Genomic DNA, 26,354 nt, shown 5'->3' on the forward strand with positions numbered 1-26,354 from the left:
AGGATGACGCCGAACCACGCAGCCCTCGAACTCTGGCCCCCCGCGATCTCGGCCACAGCGTCCGAGACGGATCTGTTGATCTTGGCCTTCACGGTCCTGACCCTGCTGCTGACCGTGCCGGTCTTCGTGGCGATCACCTATTTCGCCCTGCGCTACCGGGAGGGCTCGGAGGCGGACCGGCACCCGTCCGGCATCCGCTCCAACCTGATCGAGATCAGCTGGATGCTGATCCCGTTCCTGCTGACGCTGATCTTCTTCGTCTGGGGCGCGCGCCTGTTCATCGCCTCGAAGAACGCGCCGCCCGACGCGATGGTGATCGAGGCGATCGGCCGGCAATGGATGTGGAAGTTCCAGCACCCGACCGGCCAGGCCGAGATCAACGACCTCCACCTGCCGATCGGGCAGCCGATCCGCCTGCGGATCATCAGCCAGGACGTGATCCACGCCCTCTACCTGCCGGCCCTGCGCCTGCAGGTCGCCGCCCTGCCCGACCGCTACACCGACCTGTGGTTCAAAGCCGACAAGATCGGCACCTATCACCTGCACTGCTCGGAATATTGCGGAACCGACCATTCCGTGATGGGCGGCCAGGTCACGTTCATGAACCCGGGCGACTACCAGGAGTGGCTGACCCATGCCGGCGCGCAGCAGAGCAAGGTCGCGGCCGGCCGCACCCTCTACGAGGCCTATGGCTGCGCCGGCTGCCACGATCCCGGCGCAACCGTGAAGGCCCCGAGCCTCGTCGGCCTCTACGGCAGCCCGGTGAAGCTCGCCGATGGCCGCACGGTGACGGCCGACGAGACCTGGCTGCGCGAGAAGATCCTGAACCCGAACGGCGACCGGCTCGCCGAGGGCTACAAGCAGGTCATGCCGAGCTTTGCCGGGCGGATCCCGGAGGACGAGCTCGGTCGCCTCATCGACTTCCTGAAATCCTACACGGCGCCGGCCTCCGGCAAGGCCGCGCAGGCGAATCCATGAGGGCGACACCATGAGCGCAACGGGCAGCGTCGGCGGCACGGCCCGCCGCGAGCCGCACGCGCCGGAGGCCACCCTCGGGCGCAAGGCGGATTATCTCCACGCGGATTCGACCCTGCGCTCGTGGTTCCTCACCACCGACCACAAGCGCATCGCGATCCTGTACCTCACCTCGATCACCGGCTTCTTCGTGATCGGGGCCGTGGCGGCCGGCGTGGTCCGGCTGGCGCTGATCGTGCCGAACGGCGCGATCATGACCAACGACACCTACAACAAGGCCTTCACCATTCACGGCGTGGTGATGGTGTGGTTCTTCCTGATCCCGTCGATCCCGGCGACCTTCGGCAATTTCCTGATCCCGCTGATGATCGGGGCCAAGGACCTGGCCTTCCCCAAGCTCAACCTGACGAGCTGGTACGTGTTCATGGCCGGGGCGTTCTTCACCCTGGTCTCGCTGGTGCTCGGCGGCGTCGACACCGGCTGGACCTTCTACGCCCCGCTCTCCACCGCCTTCTCGAACACCTGGGTCCTGCCGGCCCTGATCGGCGTGACCATCGTGGGCTTCTCGTCGATCCTCACCGGCCTGAACTTCGTGGTCACGATCCACACCATGCGGGCCCCCGGCATGACGTGGTTCAAGCTGCCGATCTTCGTCTGGGCGCATTACGCCACCAGCCTGATCTTCCTGCTCGCCACCCCGGTGATCACCACCGCGCTGATCCTGCTGATCATGGAGCGCGGCTTCCATATCGGCGTGTTCGATCCGGCCTATGGCGGCGACCCGGTGCTGTTCCAGCACCTGTTCTGGTTCTACTCGCACCCGGCCGTGTACATCATGGTCCTGCCCGGCATGGGGGTGATCTCGGAGATCGTCCCGGCCTTCGCGCAGAAGAAGCTGTTCGGCTACCGCTTCGTCGCCTACGCGTCGATCGGGCTGGCCTCGGTGACCTTCTTCGTCTGGGGCCATCACATGTTCGTCAACGGCCAGAGCGACCTGGCCTCCCTGGTGTTCTCCGCCCTGTCCTTCGCGGTGGCGGTGCCGTCCGCGGTCAAGGTCTACAACTGGACCGCCACGATCCATAAGGGCAGCCTGCGGCTCGACACGCCGATGCTCTACGCCATGGGCTATATCGGGCTGTTCGTGCTCGGCGGGCTCACCGGCCTCTACCTCGCGACGCTCGCCATCAACCAGCACATCCACGCGACCTACTTCGTGGTCGCGCATTTCCACTACATCATGGTCGGCGGCACGGTGCTGGCCTTCCTGGGTGGCCTGCACTTCTGGTGGCCGAAATTCACCGGCCGGATGTACAGCGAGCCCTGGGGCCGGGTCTCGGCGGTGCTGATCTTCCTTGGCTTCAACGTCACCTTCTTCCCGCAGTTCATCCTCGGCTATCTCGGGATGCCCCGGCGCTACGCGACCTACCCGGTCGAGTTCCAGCTCTTGAACGTGCTGTCCTCGGCCGGCGCCACGATCCTGGCCGCGGGCTACATCTTCCCGATGCTCTACCTCGTCTATTCCCTGTGGTTCGGCCGGAAGGCGCCGGCCAATCCGTGGAACGCGAAGGGGCTCGAATGGGAGACCGCCTCGCCGCCGCCCAAGCACAATTTCCACTCGCCGCCCGAGGTGCCGCGCATCCCCTACGATTACCCGATCCAGGCGCAGGAAGCCCGGGACCAGCACGGATGAGCGAGGGACTGGCAGAGGGCGTCGGGGTCTCCCGCGCCGGGCATTTCGAGACGGTGGGCCAGCAGCGCGCCGCCGCGACGCTCGGCATCTGGGCCTGGCTGATCACCGAGCTGCTGCTGTTCTCGGCCCTGTTCCTGGTGGCTCTGATCACCCGGATCCAGCATCCCGAGGCGACGGTCGCGGCGGCCAAGCACCTCAAGTTCTGGATCGGCGCGGTCAACACCGTGGTGCTGATCTGCTCCAGCCTGACCATGTCGATGGCGATCGAGTTCTCGCGGATCGGCTGGCAGCGCGCCATGGTCCGGGCGATGCTCGCCACCGCGGCGCTGGGCAGCCTGTTCCTGGTGCTCAAGGGCTACGAGTATTACGCCGACTGGGACGAGCACATGATGCCGTTCCTGAGCAATCGGCCCTTCGCGCTGGCCGAGACGCCGCCGGCACGGCTGTTCGTGAACCTCTACTACGTCGCCACGATCCTGCACGCGCTCCACCTGTTCACCGGCATCGCGCTCCTGCTCGGCATGACCTGGATGGCCGCCAAGGCCGGATTCCTGTCCCGCCACCAGAACTGGATCGAGGTCTACGGCCTGTACTGGCACTTCATCGACCTCGTCTGGATCCTGGCCTTCCCGATCCTCTACGTGGTGAACCGATGAGTCGGGGGATGCGATGCGATGTCGAAGGAGCCAAGCGGCCGCTTTCGGGGCGGATCGCAGACCCGGCGCGACCGTTGGTTCGGCCTCGACCAGCAACCTGACTTCGAAGCCTTTCGGCGCTGGTGGCATCGCGTCGGCAAGGAGGAGTCCGGGGGACGCGATCTGGAGAGCCGGGAGCAGACGCTTGCGGAATACGAGGCGTGGATCAAATCAGGTCGGAATCGTGTAAGGTCTTGAGCATGGCCGTCGCTCTACAGGATTGGGAATCTCCGGGCTCCGTCGACGAGGAGCAGATGATCGCGTGGCTGCGCGACATCGGGAGCCGGCCGCCGGCCCTGACGACGGCGGAGATCGCGCGCCTTCTCGACCGGACCGGTTCGCACCGCCTGCGCAACGCCGCCGCTCTGGCGCTCGCGGACCTGAAGGCGGACGGTGCCGCAGAGCGCATCGGCGTGCTCCTCCGGCGGGCTGACGTCGCGCCGCAATCTGGGTCGCTCCTGTTCGCCCTCGACGAGTTGGGCGGGACGCTTTCTCTGGAGGGCCTCCTCAACATCCTGCGCAACGGCTCCTTCGAGGCGCGGTCCGAGGCGCTTCACTTTCTGGACGCGGATCGCGTGTCGATGGCGGATCCCGAGAGCCGCCGCGTCGCGAGCGCTCAACTCACCGCACTCGCCGCCGGGCCGGATCCGGACGCCGCCGCCGCCGCGCAGGACGCCCTCGCGATGCTTCCGGATCGAACCGGCCATGTCGGTCCGGGGCAGCATCAGGCATGAGGCTGCTTGCGCCCTGGTCGACCCTGAGCGCCGAAGACCGCGCCCTGCTCCGGCGGCGGCTGCGCACGCCGGTGCTGACCTTCCTGGCGCTGCTGGCCCTGCTCGCGGTCAACGTCACCCTGGGGGCCACCCTGCCCTTCCCCCAGGTCTGGGTCGTCGAGCTCCTCGTGGTCGCCGTGATGGTGGCCCTGATCCTCCTGGTCTCCATGGAGGTGATCCACGAGCCGCCGCTGGTGCGGCTGTTCTCGGTGCTCGGTTTCTTCTGGGTCGCCATCATGATCGGGATGACGCTGACCGATTATCTTGCTCGGTGAGCGGCGCGAAAGCCGTTGTTCGGGCGACCGAACACTCCTAAACGTTGCCCCTTCCCCGCATGGTCCCGGCATTATCCTGATGTGCGAACTGCTCGGCATGAGCGCCAACGTGCCGACCGACATCCGCTTCTCGTTCGCCGGGCTCGCCCGGCGCGGCGGCGACACCGGGCCCCATGCCGATGGCTGGGGCATCAGCTTCTATGACGGGCGGACCTGCCGCAGCTTCCACGAGCCGGAGCCGAGCTCGCGCTCACAGCTGGCCCGGCTGCTGCGCGACATGCCGATCAAGAGCCGCATCGTCGTCGCCCATGTCCGCAAGGCCAATCGCGGCCGGGTCAGCCTGGAGAACACCCACCCGTTCGCGCGCGAATTGTGGGGCCGCCGGTGGACCTTCGCGCATAACGGGCAGCTCAAGGGCGTGAAGCGCCTGCCGCTCGGCAGCTTCATGCCGATCGGCTCCACCGACAGCGAGCACGCCTTCTGCTGGATGCTCGGCCGCCTCCAGGCGCGGTTCAAGGCCCTGCCCCGGCCCGAGACCCTCGACCGGGCGGTGGCCGACCTCGCGGGCGAGCTGCACGCGCTGGGCGTCTTCAACATGCTGCTGACCGACAGCCGCACCCTCTACGCGCATTGCGGCAAGCGCCTCTGCTATCTCACCCGCCGGGCGCCGTTCGGCACCGCCACGTTGATCGACGAGGATTGGCAGGTCGATTTCGCGCAGGAGACCTCGGAGAGCGACGTGGTCACGGTCATCGCCACCCAGGCGCTGACCCGGGACGAGTGCTGGACCGACCTCGCCCGCGGCGACGTCCTGACCCTGCGCGATGGGGCGATCCGCCTGTTGAGACCGGCCGGGCTCTCCTGAGGACGACTTGAGCGAGGGTGCATGCGCGCCCCCGATGCGCTAGAACGACCGTAACAGGAGAGCATCGACCGGACTTGAAGGGAGTTCGGCCGGCAAGCGATCCGCCTCGACCGTTCCGGACCGCAGGTCGAGCCACGATGAGCTGACGAGCACGACACGCATGAGCCGCGACGAGACCGACACCGTCCTATCCCAAGAGGACGGGCTTCAGGATGGCCGCCCGAACCTCGCGCCGAACATCCGCACGCATCTCGGCGAGCACTTGCGCACCGTCTACGAGCGGATCGGCGAAGAGGTGCTGCCCTCCCGCTTCGCCGACCTGATCGAGAAGCTGGAAGAGGCGCTGCGCGCCCGTGGCGAGGCGATCGAGCCGGAATTCCGCAACGGCCTGCTCGCGGCGGTGCCGTCGCTGCGCGCCTTCGCGCTGTCGCTGACCTCGAACCCCGCCCGCTCCGACGACCTCGTCCAGGACACCCTGCTGAAGGGCTGGCAGCACCGCGCCCGGTTCCAGCCGGGGACCAACCTCAACGCATGGTTGTTCACGATCCTGCGTAACATCTTCTACTCGGATCACCGCAAGCGGGTCCGCGAGGTCGAGGACCAGGACGGCTCCTACGCGGCGCGGCTGGCCACGGCCCCGCATCAGGGCGACCGACTCGACGTCGAGGATCTGCAATCGGCCCTGGCCAAGCTGCCGCCGGATCAGCGCGAGGCGCTGGTGCTGGTCGGCGCCGAGGGCGTCTCCTACGAGGAGGCGGCCACTATCATGGGCTGCAAGGTCGGCACCGTGAAGAGCCGCGTCAGCCGCGCCCGCGGCCGGTTGGCCGAGCTGCTGGGCTACGACGAGGAGGATCTGGGTTCCGACCGGTTCATCCAGTCGGCGATGCCCAAGGACGCCTAGTAAACTCTGGGCTGCGTGGTCTTCGGCGCGTCGCGCCGGAGAAAGGATGCATCCGTTTCCGGGGATCGGGCGTTACCGGCCCGAGCTTCGTCGCCTCGTTGCGGCGGAACGCCACGGAATGGAGTGATCCTGCATGACCCTCAAGACCCTCATCGCCGCCTCGGCCCTCGTCCTGTCGCTGCCGCTCGCCGCCCAGGCCCAGGGCACCATCCCGGGTGCCGAGCGCGGCGCGGCCGCCGGTAACGACGCGGCCGGCCCGATCGGCGGGATCGTCGGCGGCGCCGTCGGCGCGGCCACCGGCACGGTCGGCGGCATCCTCGGCGTCGACATGGCGCCGCGCTTCCGCAGCTACGTCCGCGAGCGCAACGTCCGCTCGTACGATTACGACGGCCGCGTCGCCGTCGGCTCGACGCTGCCGGCCTCCGGCGTCACCTATTACGACGTCCCGTCCGAGTACCGCGTGCAGCCGGGCTACCGCTACACGGTCGTGAACGATCGTCCGGTCCTGGTCGATCGCGGTCACCGGATCGTCGAGGTCATCGACTAATCAGCCGGGCCGGTCCCGCGCCGGCCCACCGGGCCCCGGAGCGACCCGCTTCGGGGCCCGTCTTCGATCTGCGACCCGCGACGGCGGCGCAACGGTTCTCCGGCGAAGTCGTTGATCCGCCAAGGCATATGTGAGGAGACCATGAGCCAGGATCCGAGCGACCCCGGCGCGACGCTGCCGGAACCGGTGCGTGACCATCTCGGCCAGCAGCTGCGCGGCGTGCTGCCCGTCGGTCCGGACAAGCCCCGCTTCCTCGGGGACGACCCGGTGCCGGACGCGTTCGAGCCGCAGATCCGCCGGCTCGAGACCCGACTGAAGACTCACGAGGAGGGTACCGGCGCGGTGGGCCAGGCCCTCGACCAGATCCTCGACGCCCTCGGGGTCAATCCGGAGGATGCCGACAAGCCCAAGACCTGAGCGTCGGACCTGACCGTCAGACCCGCGGCTTCTCGGCCAGGAGATCGCGGATCTCGGACAGGAGCTTCACATCCGCCGGGACCTCGGCCACCGCCTCGGGCTTCTTTGCCTCGGCATGCTGCAGCTTGTTCATGGCCCGGATCACCAGGAACAGCACGAAGGCGACGATCAGGAAGTTGAGGGTCAACGTCAGGAACTGGCCGTAACCCAAGACTGCGCCCTGCTTTTTGGCATCCGCGTAGGGCAGCCCGGCCTGAACCTTGGACGAGAGCGGGATGTAGTAGTTCGAGAAATCGAGCCCACCGGTGATCGCGCCGATCGCCGGCATGAACAGGTCCTGCACCGCCGAGTTGACGATCGCCCCGAAGGCCGCGCCGATGATCACGCCGACCGCGAGGTCGACCACGTTCCCGCGCAGCGCGAACTTCTTGAACTCTTCGAGCATCCCCAACCCCCGCCGGTATCCCCGGCCAACCTAGGCCGGAGGCGCGCGAAAGCCAGCGCCGGCCTCGGCCTATCCCCCACCGATCGCCGCAGGTCCCGACGGCTCGTCCACGGCGGCAGCCAGTTCGGCCTTGGCGCGGCGGCGATACTGGGCCGCCACCACCGGGATAGTCAGCAGGTAGCCGCCGCTCACGGCCACCAGGGCCTCGAACGGGTAGCTGATCAGGATGCCGAAGGCCGCGACCCCGAACAGGAAGATCGGCAGAACGAGGCTGCGCGGCACCCGCTTGCCCATGGTCTTGCCCGAGAAGGTCGGCACCGTGGAGACCACCAGCAGGGCGATGGCCAGCACGTAGATCAGGATCGCCGGGGCGGCCCAGGTGTCGCCGCCCAGGCCGAGGAAGTGCAGGTAGAGGGGCAGCATCGCGGTCAGCGCTCCCGCGGGCGCGGGCATGCCGACGAAGAAATCCTTCTTCCATTCGGGCCGGTTCGGGTCGTCCAGCATCGCGTTGAAGCGGGCGAGCCGCAGGGCCATGGCGATGGCGAAGATCAGCGCCACGATCCAGCCGGCGGATTTGAGGTGGAACAGCGCGAAGCCGTAGAGGATCAGCGCCGGGGCGCAGCCGAAATTTACGAAGTCGGCCAGCGAATCGAGTTCCGCCCCGAACCGGGACGTGCCCTTGAGCAGCCGCGCCACCCGCCCGTCGATCCCGTCGAGCACGCCGGCCGCCACCACGGCGATGACGGCGGGCTCGAACTTGCCCTCGAAGGCGAGCCGAATCGCGGTCAGCCCGAGGCAGAGCGCCATCAGGGTGATCATGTTGGGCGCGATCATCCGGAACGGCACCGGCTTGAACCGGCGCGGGCGCGGCTCGTTCGGATCGGGCGCGAAGGGCGGGAACAGGTCGTCCATGATCGTCTAGATCCGCTTGAACTGCCGCCCCGGGCCGCCGCCGAGATCGGCCAGCACCGTCTCGCCGGCCACCGCCTTCTGGCCGAGGCCGACCAGCACGGTGGCGCCGGCCGGCAGGTAGACGTCGACCCGAGAGCCGAACCGGATCAACCCGAAGCGCTCACCCACCGCCAGCGTGTCCCCGGCCGAGACGAAGCTGACGATCCGCCGCGCCACCAGCCCGGCGATCTGCACCACGCCGACGCGCTTGGCCTGCCCGGCATGGCTGGTCTCGATGACCAGGCCGTTGCGCTCGTTGTCGTCGCTGGCCTTGTCGAGCTCGGCGTTGAGGAACAGGCCCGGGGTGTAGTGGATCTGCCCGATTCGCCCGGAGACCGGCACCCGGTTCACGTGGCAGTCGAACACGTTCATGAACACCGAGACCCGCAGGGTCGGGACCTGCGGCAGGTCGAGCTCCGGGGGCGGCAGCACGGTGGCGATCAGGTTGACGCGCCCGTCCGCGGGCGAGACCACCAGCCCGTCGGCCACCGGGGTGATCCGCTCCGGGTCGCGGAAGAAGTAGCAGACCCAGAGGGTGAGGATCAGGAAGATCCACCCGAAGAACTGCGAGAAATAGCCGGCCAGCACCGTGAGCACGATGCCGATCAGGATGAAGGGATAGCCCTCCTTGTGAATCGGCACGAGCGTCCGGCGGATCGTCTCGATCAGGTCTGTCATTGCTTTTCGGACTCGAACGGCGCCGCTTGCGGGCGGACATCTCAGGACGCGCGGATGGCAGCCTGCCGGGCCGGCGTCAACTTTGCGGGGCGTTCCGAGGCTCTACCAGACATGCGTCATGGTCCCCACCCGCCTGCGGCGCCGGGGCATGGAAGAGGGTCGCCCGACAGAGGGAGGCGGGGCGCCGCAGAGCCCGAGGGTCGGTTCAAGATACGCTGCGCGCAGCAAAAAGGCCGCGGTGGCGCCCTGCCCCCGCGGCCTTCCCGGAAATTCGGCGGATCAGGTCTGCTGCTGCGTCCGGCGAGGACGGACGGTCCAGCGCTCGAACACGCCCGCGGCCTCGTCCGACTTCGCGTCCTTGGCCTCGGTGGTGGCGTGTTCCGGCTGCTGGTGGATCGCGGCGCCGAGCGCCTGGGACAGGCTCTCGATCACGTCGTCGATGCGGGCATCGCTGTGGATGGTCTCTTGCGGCGCGGCCTGGGTCGGGGCGGCGCTGGGCTCCTGGGCGACCGGCGCAGCGTGATGCACGGGCTCCGGGGCGGGGGCCGGCTCGGGCTCCGGATGATGCTCGGTCTCCGGATGGGCCTCGGCGACGGGGGCCGCCGGGGGCGGCTCGACGGCTTCGGGGGCCGGAGCCGGGGCCGGCGGGGCGGGCGGTGCCGCGACGGGGGCTGCCGCGGTGGCCGGGGTCACGATCCGGCGCATGGCGTTCATCGCGCCGTCTTCCGACGGCTCGCTGGCGCGCGCGGTGCTGCCGTACCGGCCGAAGCCGAAGCGCGGCTCGATCAGGTCGAGGACCGCGTCGAGGGCCGCGTTGCTCAGGGGCACCTCTTCGGCCGCCGGCACGCCCTGGATGGCGAGCGCCTGGCGCTCGAAGGCCGGCTCGCTGCTGACCTCGCGGCCGAACCAGGTCGGCGCCTGGAAGGCGGAGGCATCGCCGTCGTTGTCGAAGGCGACGCTGATCAGGTCGAGATTGCCCGGCGTGACGTAGCGGTCGATCGTGACCTCGCGCCCGCCGATGGTCAGGACCGTGCGGTCGTAGGCCGCCTTGCCGGGGCAGACGTCGAGCAGCGCGTCGCCGTGGGCGCGCGGCACGTCGGTCCGCTCCTCGACCGGGATGCCGTCCGGCCCCTTGTTCACCAGCACCAGCTGGCAGTTCTGGCCGTCGACGCGCACGTAGGAGCTGCGGCCCCCCTGCGCGGCGAAGTGGCCCTCGGTGATCCGGGCGCCGCCCCGCTCCTTGCGGATCAGGCGGACCAGGGATGGCGCGACCAGGAATCGGCGAATGGTGCTCATGAACTCAAAACCCCTCCCGCTTCGTCGGCGGTGCGCCGATCCGGCGGACTGCCCTCAGGGCCGCCGGCCCGGATGGATCTGGTAAGTCGAACCAGCACTGACGGCGTATAAGCTGAGCCGCAACGCCGTATTGGCTCGGACAGGACCGCATCCACCGCCAATACCGGACGGCGACAACATGAGACGGTTAACCGCTAAGCAAAAACACGACGAAATCAAGACCGGAACCGGGTTGTGATTCGCCCGGATCCCCGCCTGTCCCCGATATCCCGTCTTTCAGCGCCGTTTTCCCAATCCAGATTAAACCGGCGCCGGGCGGCTCAGGCCGCCGGCTCGAAGTTCATCGCGGCGCCGTTCATGCAGTAGCGCAGGCCCGTGGGGGCGGGGCCGTCGTCGAAGACGTGGCCGAGATGGCCCTTGCAGCGGGCGCAATGGACCTCGGTCCGGACCATCCAGTGGCTGCGGTCCACCGTGGTCTCGACGGCGCCCTCCAGCGGCTCGAAGAAGCTCGGCCAGCCGGTGCCGGACTCGAACTTGGTTCCCTGCTCGAACAGCGGCTGGCCGCAGCCGACGCAGGTGAAGGTGCCCGGGCGCTTCTCGGCGAGCAGGCAGCTCGTGCCGGCCCGCTCGGTGCCGTGCTCGCGCAGCACCCGGTACTGCTCGGGCGTGAGCGTCGCGCGCCACTCGGCGTCGCTGCGGGTATCCGGGTTGGTGGTCGCGCTATCGGCCATGAACATCTCCCTTTTCGACGGGAGATATAGGCATCGCGCGCGAGGCCCGGCAGTCCCGCACCCCCGAAAACGGCTGCACCGGCGGCATCCTGTCGCCGGGTGCCGTCAGACGTGCCGCTACGCCGCCGCCCCGACCGTGTCGGCCATCCGGGCCCGGCGGTGGCCCATCGGCAGCGGCGCGCCCGTGGTGGTGTCGCGCCCGGTCTGGTGCTCCAGCTCGGCGTTGATCTCGCCGCCGAGCAGCACGATGGTCGACGAGATCCAGATCCAGGTCATGAAGCCGATCACGGCGCCGAGCGAGCCGTAGGTCTCGTTGTAGGTGCCGAAGCTCGCCACGTACCAGGAGAACAGCAGCGACGCGATCAGCCAGAGCAGCCCCGCCACGATGCTGCCGACGCCGACCCAGCGCCAGCGGGCATGCTCGCGGCTCGGCCCGAACCGGTAGAGCACCGAGAGCCCGGCGAGCAGCACCAGCAGCACCGCCGGCCAGCGCAGGGCCGCGAGCAGCCACGCGCCCGAGCCGAGGCCGAGGAAGTTCAGCACCACCGGCACCACCACGATCGCGTTGAGCGCGATGATGATGAACAGCAGCGCGCCCACCGTGAAGGTCAGCGAGCGGATGTTGAGCCAGAAGAAGTTGCGCTTCTCCTCCTCCTCGTAGACCACGTTCAGGGCGTCGAACATCGCCTTCATGGCGGCGTTGGCGCTCCACAGCGACAGCAGCAGGCTGGTGAAGAAGGTCAGGCTCAAGGAGCTGCTGCCCTTGGCGGCGATGCGCTTGATCTGATCGCCGATCAGCTCGACCGCGCCCGAGGGCAGCACCGCGTGCAGCTGCGCCAGGTGCTCGTTGATCGCGTTGACGTCCGCGAACAGGCCGTAGCAGGTGACGAGCGCCGCGATGGCCGGGAACAGCGACAGCAGGGTGTAGAAGGTCACCCCGGCGGCCACCGCCAGCACCCGGTCCTTGTTGAATTCCAGGTAGACCCGGACCGCGATGTCCTTCCAGCCGGCCGGGGTCATCTCGGTGGGGCTGTTGGCCGCGCGCCCGCGCTCGGGCTGCGTCGCCGCGGTGAGCTGCGCGGCGCGGCCGGCGATCGAGCGCGCGCCGCCGTTAGCCGCCTTGTCGCGGGCCGTTTCGTTCGCGTCCGACGGGGTCCGGTCGGCCGGGGCCTCGGGCCGTTCGGGCAGGTCCGGCATGCGCCGCCGGGCGGGCGCGGCGGCGAGCGCCACCAGAGCCGAGCCCAGCATCAGGATCCAGAGGAGCGAGCCGGTTTCCGGCGCGGAACTCGGGCGGGGGGGCGACGCGGGCATGGAGGTACGAGACGGCCGTCCGCGCGGAACTGCCGCGCTCGAAGGCTCAAACGTCGGCGAAGCGCGGCCGTTCCGCGCGCGATGTCGGGCACGCGCGGCGTCCTCGCGCGTTGTGCATCCTATGCGCGATCAGCCCCGCCTCGGTTTCTGCTGCAAGTTCGTTCTGGACGAGCCGCTCGACACGCACGCCACCCTCAAGGCGGAGCGCGAGGCGACGCTCCACATGAACCTGACCAGCGTGACCATGGCGCATCTCGCCAAGCTGGACCCCGTCGCCCGGCATGCGAAGCTCGCCGGTCTCGTCGCGCACAACCTCGATGCGCTGGCCCGCCAGATCGCCTGGGTGGGGGCCCGGCCGCCGATCGAGCGCCTGCTGCGCATGGCGAGCAACGTCCTGCCCGGCTACACCCACGCCATCGCGCGCCCGATCTACGCCGAGCCCGAGATGGAGGCCCTGGTCGCGCGCGGGCTGGCCGAGGCCGGGGCGCTGGCGCGCCGGCTCGGCGTGCGGCTGAGCTTCCATCCGGGGCCGTTCTGCCTGCTGGCGAGCCGCAACCCGGCGGCCATCGCCAACGGCCTGTCCGAACTCGACTACCACGCCGAGATCTTCGACCGCATGGGCTATGGCGGCGGCTGGCACCCGCACGGCGCCCACATCAACATCCATGTCGGCGCCGGCGATCCGGGCGTGGCGGGGTTCCGCGAAACCCTGCCCCGGGCGAGCCAGGTGGCCCGCGACCTCATCACCGTCGAGAACGACGAGAACGTCTTCGGCGTCGAGGCGGTGCTCCAGCTCGCCGACATCGTGCCGGTGGTGCTCGACCTGCACCATCACTGGGTCCAGAGCGGCGGCGAATATCTCGAGCCCGACGATCCCCGCGTCGCCCGGGTGCGGGAGTCCTGGCGCGGGGTGCGGCCAGTGGCGCATATCAGCGTCTCGCGCGAGGCGGTCTCGGCCGATTGCGACCCGGATGCCCTGCCCGATTTCCCGGCCCTGCGCGCCGCCGGCCACGCGGTCCGGGACCTCGCCGCCCATTCCGACATGATGTGGAACCGGGCGGTGAACGATCTCGTGGCCCGCCACATGGTTTGGGCCGATTTCGAGATCGAGGCCAAGGCGAAGAACTACGCCTCGACCCAGATCGCCCGCCACATCACCGATGCGGCCCGGGCCGCCCCGATCGCTGCGGAGTAAGCGACGGTCCCGACGCCCGTCCCGAAGGGCGGCGCTAGCGCCTTGTTCCCGCATGATGATTTCGGGAAACCGGATTCCACTTTTCCGCATCATGCGCTAGGCAGCCGGCATGAAGACCGCCGATTGCGACATCCTCATCGTCCCGGGGCTCGGAGGCTCGGAGGAGGACCACTGGCAGGCCCGCTGGGCCGGCCGCCTCGCCACCGCGCAGGTGGTGACCCAGGACGATTGGCACGCGCCGACCCCCGAGGCCTGGTGCGGGCGGATCGCCGGGGCGGTGGCGGCCGCGACCCGGCCGGTGATCCTGATCGCGCACAGCCTCGGTGTCGTCGCGAGCGTCGAGGCGGCGCCCCGCTTCGACGCCGGCGTGGTGCGCGGGGCCCTGTTCGTGGCCTTCCCGGATGTCGAGGAGGCGCCCGGCCTGCCCGACGCCGTGCGCGCCTTCGCGCCGGTGCCGCGGGAGCCCCTGCCCTTCCCGTCCCTCCTGGTCGCCAGCCGGACCGACCCGTATTGCCGCTACGAGCGGGCCGACGATTTCGCCCATGCCTGGGGCGCCCTGACGGTCGATGCCGGCGAATCGGGCCACATCAACGTCGCCAGCGGGCATGGACCGTGGCCCGAGGGCCTGATGCGCCTCGCGGGATTCCTGAAGGGGCTGTAGGACAGCGCGCTCGCGTTAACGCGTCGTTTACCCTCGCGGCTTCCAGTGTGGGCTTGGGCGGTCCTTCGCCCCGAAGGCGCCCGTGGAGAGCACCGTGACGCGTAAAGAGCTTCTGGAACGACTCGACCTGGTGCAGGCCGCCCTCGGGCCCCGGGCCCACATCAACTTCAACAGCTCCCTGTTCAACGACGCCGCGCTCCTGAAGCGCATCGAGGCGTTCGAGGCCAAGGTCGGCGAGCCCGAGAAGCCGAAAGTCGCCGACTACACCGGCAACATGTTCTCCCGTATCGCGAATCGCCGCGCCGCCACCGCCGCCAAATAAGCGGGCCGGCCTATTTCGATTCGGGCTCTGCCGCGCGCAGCAGCTCGCCCGCCACATCGGCGAGGCGCGGCGGCGCCTCGCGCACGAACGGCAGCGGCCGGCAGACATTGAGGGCGGCCAGCCCGAATCGGGCGGTCATCAGCCCATTGAGCACGCCCTCCCCCAGCTTCGCCGAGACCCGGGCGGCGATCCCGAGTCCCAGCACCTGCTGCATCACGCTCTCGCCGACCGCCATGCCGCCGGTGACGGTGAGATGCGCCACCGCGGCGCGCGCCAGCCGCAGGAAGCCCAGGAAGCCGGGCCGGCCCCCATAGATGGCCGCGATCCGGCGCAGCAGCCGGACGGCGGCGAAGACCACGAACGCGACATCGACGATCGCCCGTGGGCTGAGCGCCGTCACCGCCGAGACCTGCTTGGCGGTGGACGCGATGGCGTTGCGCGCCTGCCGGTCGAGACCCGCCAGCAGCTCGTGCTCGGCCAGCCCAATCCGGTCGTCCACGTCGAGGATCGCGTCGGCGGCCGCATCGATCCGGGCGCGCCCCGGCGCCAGGGATTCCCGGTCGGCGTAGAAGGTCGAGAGCGCCTGCACCACCGCCTGTGCGCCGGTATGGTCGCGGGTGGCGAGCGCATCGATCGCGGATTGCCGCAGCCGCTCGATCTTCCGCTCGCGCCGCAGCCCGGCGAGCTCCCGCCCGACGATCGCCAGGAGCGCCAGCCCGGCGAGGCCCAGCAGCGCGAGTGCCACCCAGCCGAGCCAGGGTGCAGCCTGAAACAGGTCGGCGATCATCCGCTCGATCGACAGCCCGATCCCCAGCGAGACCAGCCCGCCGGCCGCGGTCAGGAACAGCGCCCCCCAGGGCGAGCGCCGCCGCGGCGCCACCGGCACCGCGACGCCGTCGGCCGCGTCGACGATCTCGAACGGCTCCTCCACGATCCGGGCCTGCTCCGGCCGCGCCGCGAGCGGTGTCGTGGTCACCCCCGGACCGGGCGGCGGCTCGGGATTGATCCGGAAGGCGCGGGGCTTCTGGCCTGACGACATGCTTACGGCCTCCAGAGGGGTTTTTTCGGGTCTGCCCTCACGGCGGTGGGCTGTTGGAGCCGGTCGGTGCGGGTGCCCCGGATGCCGACGCCGGCATGGACTCCAAGGTTGACCCGTCGCTTCGCGCCGGCCGCGACACGCCCCCTCTCCCGTGCGGGAGAGGGGACCCGCGCCCCAACCGGCGCCGTGTGCGTCGTGCCCCATGCGTGTGAACGAGCGCCGGCACACCGCAGAGCGATCGAAACATGCGTCGACCGGCTCACGACCGCGGCGGCGTCCCGGACAGCCACCCTCCCCATCACCCGAGCCTGTCGCCGATCAGAAACTGCATCGCCCGGTCGAGGCGGATCTGCGGCAGGTGGCCGGGGCGGCCGAGGCCGTCGGGACGGATCAGCGGTGGGCGGAAACGCGGGAAGCGCAGCGACCCCGGGGCGACGGCACCCTCCAGCACGGCCTCGGCGCGGGCCGGCAGCTCGCCCGGGAAGACCGCGGCCTCGCTGTTGCCGTCGAACACCTCGTCGCCCACCGTCTCGCCGGCCTCGGGCGTTCCGGCGACCGCACGCAGGATCTCGGGCCCGTCATGGACCGTGGTCTCGCGGGTCGCGCGCACGGAGGCGAGCGCCACGGTGCCGACCCGGGCGCCGGCGGCCTCCGTCCGGCGCATGGCCCGGGAGACCAGCAGGCGCAGCAGCGCGTCGAGCCGGTCGTGGCTGGTCTGGTGGAGGTGGTCGGCCTTGGTGGCGGCGAACAGCACCCGGTCGGCCCGGGGCGCGAACAGCTTCGACAGCACCGTGTTGCGGCCGATATTGAGGCTGAGCAGCACCGCGTCGAGGGCCTCCTCCAGCTCGGCCAGGGCGGTGGCCCCGGCATCGACCGCGGCAAGCACGTCCACCAGCACGATCTGCCGGTCGACCCGCTGGAAATGGTCGCGGAAGAACGGCGTGACGATCTTGGCCTTGTAGGCCTCGAAGCGCCGCTCCATCAGCCCGGCCAGGCTGTCCGGGGCGATGCTGCCGGTGAGGTTGTCCAGCGGCGCGAAGGTCAGGGCCGGCGAGCCCGCGAGGTCGCCGGGCATCAGGAAGCGCCCCGGGGGCGTCGTGGCGACCGATTCCGGGCCGGCGCGCAGGGCCGCCAGATAGGTCTTGAACGCGTCGCTGGCGCGCTCGGCCGCGACCTCGTCGAGGGGGCCGTTGGGATCGAAGCCCTTGAGCGCCTCGAGCCAGGGCGCCGCCACGGCATTCCGGCCCGGCCGGCGCGTGCCGTTGATCGTGGCGCGCGACCAGGCGGTGTAGCTCGTCTCGATCAGCGCGAGGTCGAGCAGCCATTCGCCGGGATAGTCGACCACGTCGAGCATCAGGGTCGCCGGGCCGCTGCGCCAGCCGGCGGCGCGCTCGTAGGCGATCTCCAGGCGGAACTGGCTGATCCGGTCGGTGGAGCGCGGCCAGCGCCTCGCCTCGGTGAGCGTCGCGAAATGCTCCTCGAAGGGGAAGCGCGGCACGTCGTCGTCGGGCTGCGGCACCAGCCGGGCGCGGCGCAGGCGCCCTTCCTGCGCGGGCGCGAAGGCCGGCAGGGCGTGCGCCTCCACGAGGTGGTGGATCAGGGCCGTGGTGAACACGGTCTTGCCCGAGCGCGCGAGCCCGGTGACCCCGAGCCGCAAGGTCGGCTGGATCAGCAGGTCGTGCGAGGCTTCGGCGAAGGCTTTGACGGCCGAGCCGGCGCGTGCGGCAAGGTCGGTCAGGGGCACGGGCGGGCTCGTCGTCTCGGGAAACAGGCCGGGCACAGGTGGCGCGGTTCGGGCCGAACCGCAAGGCTTGGCCGGCTCGGGGTTTCCAAAGGGCTTTGCCCTTGGCGGGTTTCGGGGGCGGAGCCCACGAGAGACCAGGGCTCCGCCCTGGACCCGCAAAAGGTCTCGGACCTTTTGGAACCAGGACGTTAGGGTGTCGGTGTCGTGGGCTTCAGGCGGGCGATAGCCCCCGCGACGAGATCCGGGCCGGCCCGGAGCGTTCCGAGTTCCACCGCCGACATGGCCAGCATGACCGGCGCCAGGTTGGGCCGCGGCGTACCGTCCGGCCCGAACAGGTCGAGATCGTCGCCGGGCTTCAGCCCGACGCTGCCGCTGATCCGCGCCGCATAGGCCTGGATCCGGACCTCGTCGCCGGTACAGAGCGGCGCCGGCAGCCGCAGGTCGAGCAGGGGCAGCCCGGCCGCGATGGCCGGCAGCTGCGCGGATTCCGCGACCATCCGGTCCGGGCTCGGCAGCTTGCGGTCGAGGAGCGCTGCGGGATCCGCAGCGCTCCGGGGCGCGGCCGCCCGCCGGGATTCGGCCGAGGCCGCGATCCCGGCAGCGATGTCGGGCACCGGCTGGAGCGTCGCCACGTGCGGCACGCGGGCGGCGGCCGGACGCGCCCCGGGCCGGCCGGCCATCCGGGCGAGCGGCGACCAGGGCTGCACCCGCAGGGCCTTGGCCCGCGCCCGGGGCACGCCGCCCGGCCGGTGGGCGGCGAGGAAGCGGGCGCGCAGGGTCCGGCCGAGTCCCCGAGGTGCCAGGGTCGCCGAGACCGTCGGCGTCGCGACCCCGGTCGCGATCCCCCTGCCCGCCCGGGCCGGCGTCGCGACGCGGCACTCGGACGGCGCCCAGCGGCGCACGATGGCGAGCGCGTTGCGCCGACCGTAATCGCGGAAGTAGCGGCGCAGCAGGCTCGCCGCTGCATCGGCCCCGTCGGCCAGGGTCGCGAAGGCGGTGTGGCCCTCGGCGTCGGCACCGATCTCCCCCGGCCAGCGGGCGGACTTGATGCACCAGCCGTTGTTGAGCCGGACGCAGCGGGCGACGTAGGGCGGATCCTCGGCCAGCCGGGCCGTCAGGGCCAGGGCGCGCGGCAGAAGGCTCTCGCCCGCCTGCACATGCCAGTTGGACACGGAGCGCGTCGCCGGATCGAAACGCGGCGGCGCAGCCTCAGCAGGGGCGGCCGTCGCCGCCGGCGCGGCCATGAGCGTGGCCGCGCGATCTTCCACGGCGGGCATCAGGCCCGTCAGCAGGACGAGCGCGTTCAGCAGCACGCGGACAGGCTCCCGCGCGCATGCGAATCTCGGAGCCGATGGACCGTGAGACGGTGCGCCCTCAAGGGTTCAGGACCTTCAGCGCCGCCTCGTGCAGGCGCGGGTCGCCGGCCGCCACGATCCGCCCGCCCTTGGCGGCCGAGCCGCCGTCCCAGGCCGTGACCCGGCCGCCGGCGCCCTCGACGATCGGGATCAGCGCGACGATGTCGTAGGGCTTCAGGCCGGCCTCGACCACGAGGTCGATCTGGCCGGCCGCCAGCATGCAATAGGCGTAGCAATCGGCGCCGTAGCGGGACAGCCGCACCTGGCCCTCCAGGGTGCGGAACCGCTCGGCCTCGTCGCCGGAGGCGAACAGGCGCGGGTCGGTGGTGGCCAGGATCGCCTGGCCCAGCTCGGCGCAGCGGCGGGTCCGCAGGGTGCGCTCGCCCGCCGGGCCGCGCAGGCGGGCGTGGCGGCCGTCGCCGGTGAAGCGCTCGCCGAGATAGGGCTGGTGCATCAGCCCGCGCACCGGCACGCCGTTGCGGGTCAGGCCGACCAGCGTGCCCCAGGTCGGCAGGCCGGCGATGAAGGCGCGGGTCCCGTCGATCGGGTCGAGCACCCAGACGCATTCGGCGTCCAGCCGTTCGGCGCCGAACTCCTCGCCCAGGATGCCGTGGCCGGGAAACGTCTGGCCGATCATCGCCCGGAGCACCACCTCGGCGGCCCGGTCGGCCTCCGTCACCGGATCGAACGGCGCGCCGCCGCGGGCCTTGTCGTCGAGGCCGAACTGGGCGCGGAAGAACGGCAGGATCGCCTTGCCGGAGGCGTCCGCGAGATCGTCCATGAACCGCCCGAGTTCGACGACGCTCATCGGCCCTGTCCCCTGATCTGTCCGCGACCCGTCCGGCAGCCCGGCCGGTGCGCGACGAAACCGGGGCGGCACCCCGGCCGTCAAGTCCCCTCCGCTCATGCGTCCGCCGGTTCCGGCCTGCGCGCCGCCGCCCCGGTCTCCGGAACGGCCGCGATGTCCGCCTGGACGGCGGCCAGAACCGCCTCGATGGCCTCGCGCAGGGACGCGACCTGGTCGGTCGCCGCGGTCGCGCCGTCCTTGGCGCGCGCGACCTTGTCCGACTGGCCGTTCTGGGCGAGCCACAGGCCGAGCAGGACCGGCACGCCGGGCATCCGATCCTGCAGGCGCCGGACCAGTCGGCGCAGATGGGTCGGCTCGCCGTTCAGCGCCAGCGAGACGACGCAGGCCATCCGGGCGGGGCCCGGCTCGAACCGTCCGATCCGCGCCGTCGAGGCGTCCGAGAACGGCACCGTGCGGACGCCGATGCCGCGCTTCTCCAGGATCTGGGCCAGGATCATGGCTGCGGCCTCGTCGAGGAAGCCGCGCCCCGAGATGCACAGAACCGCGCCCTGGCGGGTCCAGGCCTGCGGCAGCGCGTCGGGCGCCGGGCCGATCGGCATCGGGCTGCAGGCGTTGTCGCCGTTCTCGCCCGCCGCCTCGGTGCTGGCGTCGCTGCGGTCCGACAGGTCGGCGATCAGCTCGCCCAGCGCGGTGCGCATCGCCCCCTTCTGCTGGGCGGTGAGCACCCCGCGCGCCGCGTCGCGGGCGGCCAGTTCGAGGGCCTTGAGGACGACCTCGTCGTAGTAGGACGAAAGCGAGCATTGCTGCAGGATCAGCTCGGCATGGCCCAGCACCTCCTCGGAATCGCCCGCGAGGATCCGCTGGTAGAAGTTCTGCACCGGGGTGAGCGCCGGCCTGTCGCCGAACAGCACGTCGAGGAATTCGAGGTGCTCGACGTGGCGCCCCAGCACCACCAGGCAGACGGTGAGCGGCGTCGACAGGAGCAGGCCGACGGGCCCCCACAGCCAGGTCCAGAACAGGGCCGAGACCAGCACCGCGAAGGGCGAGAGCCCGGTGGACTGGCCGTAGAAGATCGGCTCGAACACCTGGCCGGTGAGCGGCTCCAGGATCAGGAACAGGATCGCCACCGCGATCATCATGTTCCAGCCGGGATCGACCGCGGCGGCCAGCGTGATCGGCAGGAGCGCCGACAGGAACGCCCCCAGATAGGGCACGAACCGCATCAGCGCCGCGAAGATCGCCCACAGCACCGGGTTCGGCACGCCGATAAAGTAAAGTCCGATCCCGATCACGACCCCGAAGGCGGTGTTGAGGGCGAGCTGCACCACGAAGTAGCGGCTGAGGCGGCCGGCCGCGTCGTCGATCGCCCCGGTGGTGCGGTGCAGGTCGCTGGAGCCCGCGAGCCGGATCATCCGGTCGCGCAGATCCTCGCGCTGCATCAGGACGAACAGCAGCACCACGAAGACGATTCCGACGGTCGCCAGCGGCTGCAGCACCGGCGACAGCAGGGTGCCGAGCGTCTCGAGCGGCCCCGGCTGGGTCGACGACACCTCGACGAGGACGGGTTTCGGCCCCGGCCGCGCCGGGTCCAGCCCGGGCGCCGCTTCGGGTGCCTGCGGCGCGGCCTGCTGTGGCTCTTTCGCCGGCTCCTTGGCCGGCTCTTTGGCCTGGTCCTGGCCCGGCTCCTTGCCGCCGTTGTGGAGGGCCCGGCCGATATTGGCGATATAATCGGTGACGTGGCCTACCGGCGAGGCGCGCAGGCCCTCGATCTTGCGCTCGATGGTGGCGCGGTAGCGCGGGATGTCGCCGGCGAGATCGGCCGCCTGGATGCCGATCAGGGTCGCCATCGCGCCCACGATCCCCAGGGTCAGCAGGACGCTCACGCCCACCGCCATCAACCGCGGCAGGCGCAGGCGCCGCAGGCGGTTCACCAGCGGCGTCAGCACGAAGGACAGGAGCAGCGCGATCGCGATCGGGATGAAGATCTCGCGGCCGAAATACAGCACCGCCACGATGGTGGCCCCGACCAGGATCGGCGACGCCAAGGTGGTCCGCGGGGTCTCGGCCGCGGTCACGCGGGCCGGCCGCGGCGGAACCAGCGCGTGTCCAGGCTGCGCCCCGACCGGGGTTCTGGTGCCCATGCTGCGAGTCCACACCCCGAACGCCACAAGCGGGCGCCCGCCGGGGTCACGGGGCCTCGCGGCAGGGGAACGGCACGGGGCCGGAAAACGATCCCGCAGGCTCCGCGGATCAGAGGCCGGAATGCCGTGCGGGCTATGGCGCGGGGACTGAGAGGGCCTTACACCCGCGCCTCGACCAAGAGCAGGGCGAGGATATCGGTGAGCTCCACCGGATCGATGGCAGCCAAAGCCTGGGCGGCGCTCTCGGCCTGATCGCAGGCATCGACGGCGTCCGATCGCCGAAAGGCGACTTGCGGATCGTAATCGGCCCTGTGCCGAAGGGCCTGCAGGCTCACGAAGGCGTTGGCGAATGTCCGTGCCTCGGGGGAGACGCGGGTTCGCTGCAACAGCGTCTGATGCCGCTGTCCCAGGATCGGCCGGTCGATCGCCCGGCAAACGTCCTTCATTCGATTCTGGACGAAGCCGCGATAGATCAGAGCGTAGGCCGACGTGGTCCGATGCGGCGCGCCCACGAAGCGCTCGGTCGCCATCTTCAGGGTCGCGTGAAACAGCGCGTAGTAGGCGGACGAGATCGCACGACGGAGTTCGGCATCGACCGGCGATGGTCCGGCCGCCAGGGCGCGCGCGACCTGGAGCAACTCATGGGGATCGAGCACGGGTGCGGGCGTCCCAGTCGTCTTGCGACAGGAAACGGACGAACGGATAGCGCTCGTCGCCGGCCTCGATCAGGGCATCCCGTATCTTCTGGCGGATCTGGAGCCTGTCCGCCGAAGACAGAATGGATTGCTGGCCGCGATCGAGTTGCAGCGTGATGTGATAGACGGGCTCGTCGGACGAATCGAGGCCGATGCCGACTTCAGCTTCACCGGCTTGAGAGCCTGCGATGCTTCGAACGGCCTCAAGACTGATCTCTCGAATGTCTTTCATCGGCAGGTCGGCCATCCCGGGATCTTGGTGCCGGAACGGCGGACCGTCAACGTCGGCCGGCCGTCGTCTTTACGCGCCCTGCACCCCGGCCCGCGCCACCTCGCCCACATCCGCCAGCTCGGGCAGCGACCAGCACATCTGCATGACCCGCCTGGCCTGGGCCTCCGGCAGGACCCCGGCGGCGAGGTCGGTGAACTTCGCTTCGAGCTGCGCATCCGACATCGGCGTCTCGACGCTGCCGATCGCGTGCTCGATCCGGCGGTGGAAGCTCCGCCCGTCGGTCAGGGTCACGGTCATGTCCACCTGCGCGGCGTCGATGCCCGGGGTGATCACCGGCACCACCTTCTGGCGCAGGGCGACCACGCGCGGGTCGTTCACCGCCCGGTCGCTGAACTGCTTCTCGCCGCCCGCACCTTCAACGAGCGCGATCGCGGCCGCGTGGTAGATGCTGAACTTGCCCTCCAGGCCGGTCCTCGGCGCCGTCTTGCCGGTGAGCTCCAGCACCAGCGGATGGACCTTGAGGTCGACCCGGGCGATGTCCTCCGGCCGGACATGGTCCTGGTCGCGGATCTGCACCCCGGCATCGATCGTCGGATGCATGACGATTCCGCAGGCGAACGGCTTGTAGGTGTTGAGCAGCGCCTCGTAGCGGGTGCCCAGCCCGTCCGTGATCTCGGACCAGTCCTGCTTGGTCGAGATGGTATTGGCCCAGCCGCGCTTGGCCTCGATCATGCCGTCCGAGGAGGTGAAGCCCTTGGCCGCCAGGATCGCCGCGAACAGGCCGTTCGAGGCCGCCCGGCCCGGATTGAAGCTCTTGTTCATCGAGCCGAACGATTCGCGCAGGCCGACCGGCTGCGAGGCGGCGAGCCCCAGCGCGTGGACCATCTGCGGCTCGGTCAGCCCCATCAGCTTGCCGACCGCCGCCGCCGCGCCGAACGGCCCGCAGGTGCCGGTGATGTGCCAGCCGGCATCGTAATGGTTCGGGTAGACCGCGTTGCCGATCCGGCACTCGGTCTCGATCCCGACCACCAGGGCGTCGAGGAAGGCTTTCCCCGAGACCGGCTTCATCTGGGCATAGGCCAGGATCGCCGAGGCGACCGGGCCGGCCGGGTGGATGATCGTCTTGAGGTGGGTGTCGTCGAAATCGAAGATGTGGCTCGCCACGCCGCTCAGGAAGGCGGCGTTCATGATGTCGAACCGCTCCGACCGGCCGAACAGGCCGGCCTGCGGCGGCCCGGAGAACGGCTGCAGCGCCGAGACCGCGACGTCCACGGTCTCATGGTGCGAGCCGCCGATCGCCACGCCGACCCAGTTGAGGAAGCTGCGCACGCCCTCGCGCCGGACATTCTCCGGCAGGGTGTCGTAGGACGAAGCCAGGATCCACTGCGCCAGGATCTTGGTGACGGGCGGCGCCTTGGCGGCCGGCTTCGCGGCGTCGGCGGCCTGCGCGCCGTCGAGGGCCGGCGCGGCCAGGGCGAGGCCCGCGGCGCCGATGAGCGAGCGGCGGTTCAGGGTCATGGCGTTCTCCCATCGGGCCGGCCAGGCGGCGGGCCCTGTTGGTCGACACCATACCTGTTGTCCGCGCCGGCCGTCAGGGGGTGGGCTTCACGGATGCGAGGCCGGAACCGCCTCACACCAGGACCGGCAAAGCCTCCTGCTCGCCGACCCCGAACACCCGGCGGTAGCGCGCGATCTCGTCGGTTGGTCCCTGGGCTTTGGTCGGGTTGTCCGAGAGCTTCACCGTCGGGCGGCCGTTCGCCTCCGTGACCTTGCAGACCACCGAGACCGGATCGAGCTTGCCGTCCGGCAGGAGGCCGCGGAAATCGTTGGTCAGCAGGGTGCCCCAGCCGTAGCCGATGCGCATGCGCCCGTGGAAATGGGCGTGGATGTGCTCGATCTGGTCGATGTCGAGCCCGTCGGAGAAGATCGCCAGCTTGTCCCGGGGATCGTAGCCGCGCTCCCGCCAGAAGCGGATCGCCTCCTCGCCGCCCTCGATCGGGTCCTTCGAGTCGATGCGGATCCCGGTCCAGTCGCTGACCCAGTCCGGGGCGTTGGCCAGGAATCCGGTGGTGCCGTAGGTGTCGGGCAGGATGACCCGGAGGTTGCCCTGGTAATCCTCCTGCCAGTCGGCCAGCACCCGGTAGGGCGCGGCGGCGAGCGACGCGTCGTCCTCGGCCAGCGCCGCGTAGACCATCGGCAATTCGTGGGCGTTGGTGCCCACCGGCTCGACTTCCTGCCGGGCCGCGATCAGGCAGTTCGAGGTGCCGAGGAACGCGCCGCCCAGACCCTCGGCCATCGCCTGGACGCACCAATCCTGCCAGAGGAAGCCGTGGCGCCGGCGCGTGCCGAAATCCGCCACCGACAGGTCGGGCAGCTTCTGCAGCCGCTGGATCTTCTCCCAGACCCGGGTCATCGCGCGGGCATAGAGCACCTGCAGGTCGAGCTTGCCGAGGCCGCGCAGCACGGCGCGCGCGCGCAGCTCGTTGAGGATCGCCAGCGCCGGAACCTCCCACATGGTGGTCTCGATCCAGGGACCGTGGAAGGTCAGCTCGTACTGGCCGTCATGGACCGCGAGCTCGTAGTCGGGCAGCTGGAAACCCTCGAACCACGCCACGAATTCGGGGCCGAGGATCCGCCCCTGGCCGCGAAACACGTTGCCGCGCAGCCAGGTCACCTCGCCCTTGCTGAGTCGGAGGCTGCGGGCATGGTCGAGCTGCTCGCGCAGCAGCCCGGCATCGACCTCGTCGGCGATGCGGATGCGCTTCGTCCGGTTGGTGATCCCGAAGGTCGTGCTGATCTGGGGATGCCGGCGCAGGATCGTCTGCGCCATCAGCAGCTTGTAGAAATCCGTGTCGAGCAGCGACCGCACGATCGGGTCGATGCGGAAGCTGTGATCGTAGACCCGCTTCGCCAGATCAATCATGCTCTTCGGACTCTTCCGCCGCGTCACCGGCGCAGAGCGCATGCCGGGCGCCGTCGCGTCAAGAAGAAGGGCGGCCCGCCCTCCGGCGCGCCGCCCCCGATATCCTCGCCGCGCAGTCGCGCGCGATCAGGCGAGATCGACCTTCTTGGTCTCGGTCTTGGGGCTCTCGCCGGTGAGCGACGCCTTCACGTAGCCGTAGAGGTGCAGCATCGTGCTGTTGGGGCTGTCCCAGTACTCGCCCTTCTCCGGATGGACGCGGATCAGCGCGACCTCGGGGTCGTTCTTGCCGTTGGGGAACCAGGTCTTCAGGCTCTCATTCCACTTCTCGTCGATCTTGGCCTGGTCGCGCACGATCTCGGCCTTGCCGGCCACCGAGACGTAGGTCTGGCTCGACGGGTCCGAATAGGCGAGGTTCACCTGGTTGTCCTTGCTGATCTCGGAGGTCTTGGGCGAGTGCAGCTTGGTGAAGAACCACAGGTCGCCGTTCTCGTCGGCGTCGTTGTTCCACATCGGGCGGCTGTTGAGCGTCCCCTCGGCATCGACGGTGGTCATCATCGCGATCTTCACGTCTTTGATCAGCTCGAACAGCTTTTTCGCGCCCTCGTGGTCGCGGTGGTTGCCCTGATGCATGAAACCGGTCTCCTTGCTGTCGCCGACGTGGCACTCGAGTCGCGCGGGGGGACCCCTCT

The 26,354-nt window shown here is 70.2% G+C and carries 29 protein-coding genes; 13 read left to right on the forward strand and 16 right to left on the reverse strand.

The features are described 5' to 3' along the window. The first annotated feature begins 3 nt into the window (after window positions 1-3). The 10 genes from coxB (at window position 4) to WYO_RS12470 (ending at window position 7,138) form a co-directional block, all read left to right on the forward strand. Window positions 4-978, forward strand: coding sequence for a cytochrome c oxidase subunit II (gene coxB, locus WYO_RS12430; RefSeq protein ID WP_007562815.1), 975 nt, complete (start codon window positions 4-6; stop codon window positions 976-978). A gap of 10 nt (window positions 979-988) precedes the next feature. Then, window positions 989-2,665 carry a cbb3-type cytochrome c oxidase subunit I gene (locus WYO_RS12435; protein WP_007562817.1) on the forward strand — a complete coding sequence of 559 codons (1,677 nt, stop codon included), beginning with the start codon at window positions 989-991 and terminating at the stop codon, window positions 2,663-2,665. Further along, window positions 2,662-3,321 carry a cytochrome c oxidase subunit 3 gene (locus WYO_RS12440; protein WP_007562818.1) on the forward strand — a complete coding sequence of 220 codons (660 nt, stop codon included), beginning with the start codon at window positions 2,662-2,664 and terminating at the stop codon, window positions 3,319-3,321. The genes WYO_RS12435 and WYO_RS12440 overlap by 4 nt, the downstream gene beginning before the upstream one ends. Window positions 3,322-3,339: 18 nt before the next feature. After that, window positions 3,340-3,558 carry a hypothetical protein gene (locus tag WYO_RS30870; protein ID WP_128754995.1) on the forward strand — a complete coding sequence of 73 codons (219 nt, stop codon included), beginning with the start codon at window positions 3,340-3,342 and terminating at the stop codon, window positions 3,556-3,558. 2 nt (window positions 3,559-3,560) lie between these two features. Beyond that, window positions 3,561-4,094, forward strand: a complete 534-nt coding sequence (locus WYO_RS12445) for a hypothetical protein (protein WP_007562820.1) — start codon at window positions 3,561-3,563, stop codon at window positions 4,092-4,094. After that, window positions 4,091-4,408 (forward strand): hypothetical protein, encoded by a 318-nt coding sequence (locus tag WYO_RS12450; protein WP_007562823.1) that lies wholly within the window; start codon window positions 4,091-4,093, stop codon window positions 4,406-4,408. Before WYO_RS12445 ends, WYO_RS12450 begins: the two co-directional genes overlap by 4 nt. Before the next feature lie 79 nt (window positions 4,409-4,487). Beyond that, window positions 4,488-5,273, forward strand: a complete 786-nt coding sequence (locus WYO_RS12455; RefSeq protein ID WP_007562825.1) for a class II glutamine amidotransferase — start codon at window positions 4,488-4,490, stop codon at window positions 5,271-5,273. 160 nt (window positions 5,274-5,433) lie between these two features. After that, window positions 5,434-6,174 carry a NepR family anti-sigma factor gene (locus WYO_RS12460; RefSeq protein ID WP_007562827.1) on the forward strand — a complete coding sequence of 247 codons (741 nt, stop codon included), beginning with the start codon at window positions 5,434-5,436 and terminating at the stop codon, window positions 6,172-6,174. Window positions 6,175-6,307: 133 nt separating this feature from the next. Further along, window positions 6,308-6,721: a DUF1236 domain-containing protein gene (locus WYO_RS12465; RefSeq protein ID WP_007562829.1), complete on the forward strand. Its 414-nt coding sequence runs from the start codon at window positions 6,308-6,310 to the stop codon at window positions 6,719-6,721. Window positions 6,722-6,862: 141 nt separating this feature from the next. Continuing rightward, a complete protein-coding gene (locus WYO_RS12470) occupies window positions 6,863-7,138 on the forward strand; it encodes a hypothetical protein (protein WP_007562831.1) in 276 nt (91 codons plus the stop codon). Window positions 7,139-7,154: 16 nt separating this feature from the next. Here WYO_RS12470 and mscL read toward each other — a convergent pair whose 3' ends face one another. From mscL to WYO_RS12500, 6 genes are all read right to left on the reverse strand, one after another. Beyond that, window positions 7,155-7,583: a large conductance mechanosensitive channel protein MscL gene (gene mscL, locus WYO_RS12475; protein ID WP_007562833.1), complete on the reverse strand. Its 429-nt coding sequence runs from the start codon at window positions 7,581-7,583 to the stop codon at window positions 7,155-7,157. Window positions 7,584-7,652: 69 nt separating this feature from the next. Further along, window positions 7,653-8,495 carry a phosphatidylcholine/phosphatidylserine synthase gene (locus WYO_RS12480; RefSeq protein WP_007562835.1) on the reverse strand — a complete coding sequence of 281 codons (843 nt, stop codon included), beginning with the start codon at window positions 8,493-8,495 and terminating at the stop codon, window positions 7,653-7,655. Window positions 8,496-8,501: 6 nt separating this feature from the next. Then, complete coding sequence (locus WYO_RS12485; RefSeq protein WP_007562837.1) at window positions 8,502-9,212, reverse strand: phosphatidylserine decarboxylase; 711 nt, start codon at window positions 9,210-9,212, stop codon at window positions 8,502-8,504. A 279-nt stretch (window positions 9,213-9,491) separates the two neighbouring features. Continuing rightward, complete coding sequence (locus tag WYO_RS12490; RefSeq protein WP_007562839.1) at window positions 9,492-10,508, reverse strand: hypothetical protein; 1,017 nt, start codon at window positions 10,506-10,508, stop codon at window positions 9,492-9,494. Window positions 10,509-10,828: 320 nt separating this feature from the next. Continuing rightward, window positions 10,829-11,239 carry a peptide-methionine (R)-S-oxide reductase MsrB gene (gene msrB / locus WYO_RS12495; RefSeq protein ID WP_007562841.1) on the reverse strand — a complete coding sequence of 137 codons (411 nt, stop codon included), beginning with the start codon at window positions 11,237-11,239 and terminating at the stop codon, window positions 10,829-10,831. Window positions 11,240-11,356: 117 nt separating this feature from the next. Then, window positions 11,357-12,550: a YihY/virulence factor BrkB family protein gene (locus WYO_RS12500; protein ID WP_039902842.1), complete on the reverse strand. Its 1,194-nt coding sequence runs from the start codon at window positions 12,548-12,550 to the stop codon at window positions 11,357-11,359. 121 nt (window positions 12,551-12,671) lie between these two features. Here WYO_RS12500 and WYO_RS12505 point away from each other — a divergent pair, with 121 nt between their 5' ends. From WYO_RS12505 to WYO_RS12515, 3 genes are all read left to right on the forward strand, one after another. Further along, window positions 12,672-13,745 carry a UV damage repair endonuclease gene (locus tag WYO_RS12505; protein WP_007562844.1) on the forward strand — a complete coding sequence of 358 codons (1,074 nt, stop codon included), beginning with the start codon at window positions 12,672-12,674 and terminating at the stop codon, window positions 13,743-13,745. Window positions 13,746-13,854: 109 nt separating this feature from the next. Then, window positions 13,855-14,406 (forward strand): alpha/beta hydrolase, encoded by a 552-nt coding sequence (locus WYO_RS12510; protein ID WP_007562846.1) that lies wholly within the window; start codon window positions 13,855-13,857, stop codon window positions 14,404-14,406. Between the two features lie 94 nt (window positions 14,407-14,500). Next, window positions 14,501-14,728, forward strand: a complete 228-nt coding sequence (locus WYO_RS12515) for a hypothetical protein (protein WP_007562848.1) — start codon at window positions 14,501-14,503, stop codon at window positions 14,726-14,728. A gap of 10 nt (window positions 14,729-14,738) precedes the next feature. Here the strand turns inward: WYO_RS12515 and WYO_RS12520 are convergent, their stop codons facing one another. The 10 genes from WYO_RS12520 to WYO_RS12565 form a co-directional block, all read right to left on the reverse strand. Continuing rightward, the gene (locus WYO_RS12520) at window positions 14,739-15,767 is read right to left on the reverse strand and encodes a TIGR01620 family protein (RefSeq protein ID WP_007562849.1); all 1,029 of its coding nucleotides are present in this window, start codon (window positions 15,765-15,767) and stop codon (window positions 14,739-14,741) included. Window positions 15,768-16,065: 298 nt separating this feature from the next. Further along, a complete protein-coding gene (locus WYO_RS12525) occupies window positions 16,066-17,511 on the reverse strand; it encodes a YcjX family protein (protein ID WP_007562851.1) in 1,446 nt (481 codons plus the stop codon). A gap of 188 nt (window positions 17,512-17,699) precedes the next feature. Next, window positions 17,700-18,824, reverse strand: a complete 1,125-nt coding sequence (locus WYO_RS12530) for a hypothetical protein (protein ID WP_007562853.1) — start codon at window positions 18,822-18,824, stop codon at window positions 17,700-17,702. 61 nt (window positions 18,825-18,885) lie between these two features. After that, window positions 18,886-19,674, reverse strand: a complete 789-nt coding sequence (gene hisN, locus WYO_RS12535) for a histidinol-phosphatase (protein WP_007562855.1) — start codon at window positions 19,672-19,674, stop codon at window positions 18,886-18,888. A gap of 95 nt (window positions 19,675-19,769) precedes the next feature. Further along, window positions 19,770-21,815: an AI-2E family transporter gene (locus tag WYO_RS12540; protein ID WP_007562858.1), complete on the reverse strand. Its 2,046-nt coding sequence runs from the start codon at window positions 21,813-21,815 to the stop codon at window positions 19,770-19,772. Between the two features lie 158 nt (window positions 21,816-21,973). Beyond that, complete coding sequence (locus WYO_RS29345; protein ID WP_007562860.1) at window positions 21,974-22,471, reverse strand: hypothetical protein; 498 nt, start codon at window positions 22,469-22,471, stop codon at window positions 21,974-21,976. After that, window positions 22,455-22,757 carry a hypothetical protein gene (locus WYO_RS12550; RefSeq protein ID WP_039902844.1) on the reverse strand — a complete coding sequence of 101 codons (303 nt, stop codon included), beginning with the start codon at window positions 22,755-22,757 and terminating at the stop codon, window positions 22,455-22,457. The genes WYO_RS29345 and WYO_RS12550 overlap by 17 nt, the downstream gene beginning before the upstream one ends. A gap of 54 nt (window positions 22,758-22,811) precedes the next feature. Continuing rightward, window positions 22,812-24,260: an MmgE/PrpD family protein gene (locus tag WYO_RS12555; RefSeq protein ID WP_007562865.1), complete on the reverse strand. Its 1,449-nt coding sequence runs from the start codon at window positions 24,258-24,260 to the stop codon at window positions 22,812-22,814. 112 nt (window positions 24,261-24,372) lie between these two features. After that, entirely contained in the window at window positions 24,373-25,665 is a 1,293-nt protein-coding gene (pncB, locus tag WYO_RS12560; RefSeq protein WP_007562867.1) for a nicotinate phosphoribosyltransferase, read from the reverse strand. Between the two features lie 126 nt (window positions 25,666-25,791). Continuing rightward, window positions 25,792-26,295: a pyridoxamine 5'-phosphate oxidase family protein gene (locus tag WYO_RS12565; protein ID WP_007562869.1), complete on the reverse strand. Its 504-nt coding sequence runs from the start codon at window positions 26,293-26,295 to the stop codon at window positions 25,792-25,794. Window positions 26,296-26,354: the final 59 nt, after the last annotated feature.

The organism is Methylobacterium sp. GXF4 (genome assembly GCF_000272495.1).
GTDB classification, from domain to species: domain Bacteria; phylum Pseudomonadota; class Alphaproteobacteria; order Rhizobiales; family Beijerinckiaceae; genus Methylobacterium; species Methylobacterium brachiatum.

Excerpts from the sequence above, each read along its gene's own strand:
- WYO_RS12440 (WP_007562818.1), top strand. The coding sequence starts at position 2,662 with ATGAGCGAGGGACTGGCAGAGGGCGTCGGGGTCTCCCGCGCCGGGCAT.
- msrB (WP_007562841.1), bottom strand. The coding sequence starts at position 11,239 with ATGGCCGATAGCGCGACCACCAACCCGGATACCCGCAGCGACGCCGAG.
- WYO_RS12470 (WP_007562831.1), top strand. The coding sequence starts at position 6,863 with ATGAGCCAGGATCCGAGCGACCCCGGCGCGACGCTGCCGGAACCGGTG.
- WYO_RS12510 (WP_007562846.1), top strand. The coding sequence starts at position 13,855 with ATGAAGACCGCCGATTGCGACATCCTCATCGTCCCGGGGCTCGGAGGC.
- WYO_RS12445 (WP_007562820.1), top strand. The coding sequence starts at position 3,561 with ATGGCCGTCGCTCTACAGGATTGGGAATCTCCGGGCTCCGTCGACGAG.
- WYO_RS12565 (WP_007562869.1), bottom strand. The coding sequence starts at position 26,295 with ATGCATCAGGGCAACCACCGCGACCACGAGGGCGCGAAAAAGCTGTTC.
- WYO_RS12450 (WP_007562823.1), top strand. The coding sequence starts at position 4,091 with ATGAGGCTGCTTGCGCCCTGGTCGACCCTGAGCGCCGAAGACCGCGCC.
- hisN (WP_007562855.1), bottom strand. The coding sequence starts at position 19,674 with ATGAGCGTCGTCGAACTCGGGCGGTTCATGGACGATCTCGCGGACGCC.
- WYO_RS12555 (WP_007562865.1), bottom strand. The coding sequence starts at position 24,260 with ATGACCCTGAACCGCCGCTCGCTCATCGGCGCCGCGGGCCTCGCCCTG.
- WYO_RS12490 (WP_007562839.1), bottom strand. The coding sequence starts at position 10,508 with ATGAGCACCATTCGCCGATTCCTGGTCGCGCCATCCCTGGTCCGCCTG.
- WYO_RS12455 (WP_007562825.1), top strand. The coding sequence starts at position 4,488 with ATGTGCGAACTGCTCGGCATGAGCGCCAACGTGCCGACCGACATCCGC.
- WYO_RS12485 (WP_007562837.1), bottom strand. The coding sequence starts at position 9,212 with ATGACAGACCTGATCGAGACGATCCGCCGGACGCTCGTGCCGATTCAC.
- WYO_RS12505 (WP_007562844.1), top strand. The coding sequence starts at position 12,672 with ATGCGCGATCAGCCCCGCCTCGGTTTCTGCTGCAAGTTCGTTCTGGAC.
- mscL (WP_007562833.1), bottom strand. The coding sequence starts at position 7,583 with ATGCTCGAAGAGTTCAAGAAGTTCGCGCTGCGCGGGAACGTGGTCGAC.
- WYO_RS12480 (WP_007562835.1), bottom strand. The coding sequence starts at position 8,495 with ATGGACGACCTGTTCCCGCCCTTCGCGCCCGATCCGAACGAGCCGCGC.
- WYO_RS12460 (WP_007562827.1), top strand. The coding sequence starts at position 5,434 with ATGAGCCGCGACGAGACCGACACCGTCCTATCCCAAGAGGACGGGCTT.
- WYO_RS12465 (WP_007562829.1), top strand. The coding sequence starts at position 6,308 with ATGACCCTCAAGACCCTCATCGCCGCCTCGGCCCTCGTCCTGTCGCTG.
- pncB (WP_007562867.1), bottom strand. The coding sequence starts at position 25,665 with ATGATTGATCTGGCGAAGCGGGTCTACGATCACAGCTTCCGCATCGAC.
- WYO_RS12550 (WP_039902844.1), bottom strand. The coding sequence starts at position 22,757 with ATGGCCGACCTGCCGATGAAAGACATTCGAGAGATCAGTCTTGAGGCC.
- WYO_RS12500 (WP_039902842.1), bottom strand. The coding sequence starts at position 12,550 with ATGCCCGCGTCGCCCCCCCGCCCGAGTTCCGCGCCGGAAACCGGCTCG.
- WYO_RS30870 (WP_128754995.1), top strand. The coding sequence starts at position 3,340 with ATGTCGAAGGAGCCAAGCGGCCGCTTTCGGGGCGGATCGCAGACCCGG.
- coxB (WP_007562815.1), top strand. The coding sequence starts at position 4 with ATGACGCCGAACCACGCAGCCCTCGAACTCTGGCCCCCCGCGATCTCG.
- WYO_RS12435 (WP_007562817.1), top strand. The coding sequence starts at position 989 with ATGAGCGCAACGGGCAGCGTCGGCGGCACGGCCCGCCGCGAGCCGCAC.
- WYO_RS12540 (WP_007562858.1), bottom strand. The coding sequence starts at position 21,815 with ATGGGCACCAGAACCCCGGTCGGGGCGCAGCCTGGACACGCGCTGGTT.
- WYO_RS12520 (WP_007562849.1), bottom strand. The coding sequence starts at position 15,767 with ATGTCGTCAGGCCAGAAGCCCCGCGCCTTCCGGATCAATCCCGAGCCG.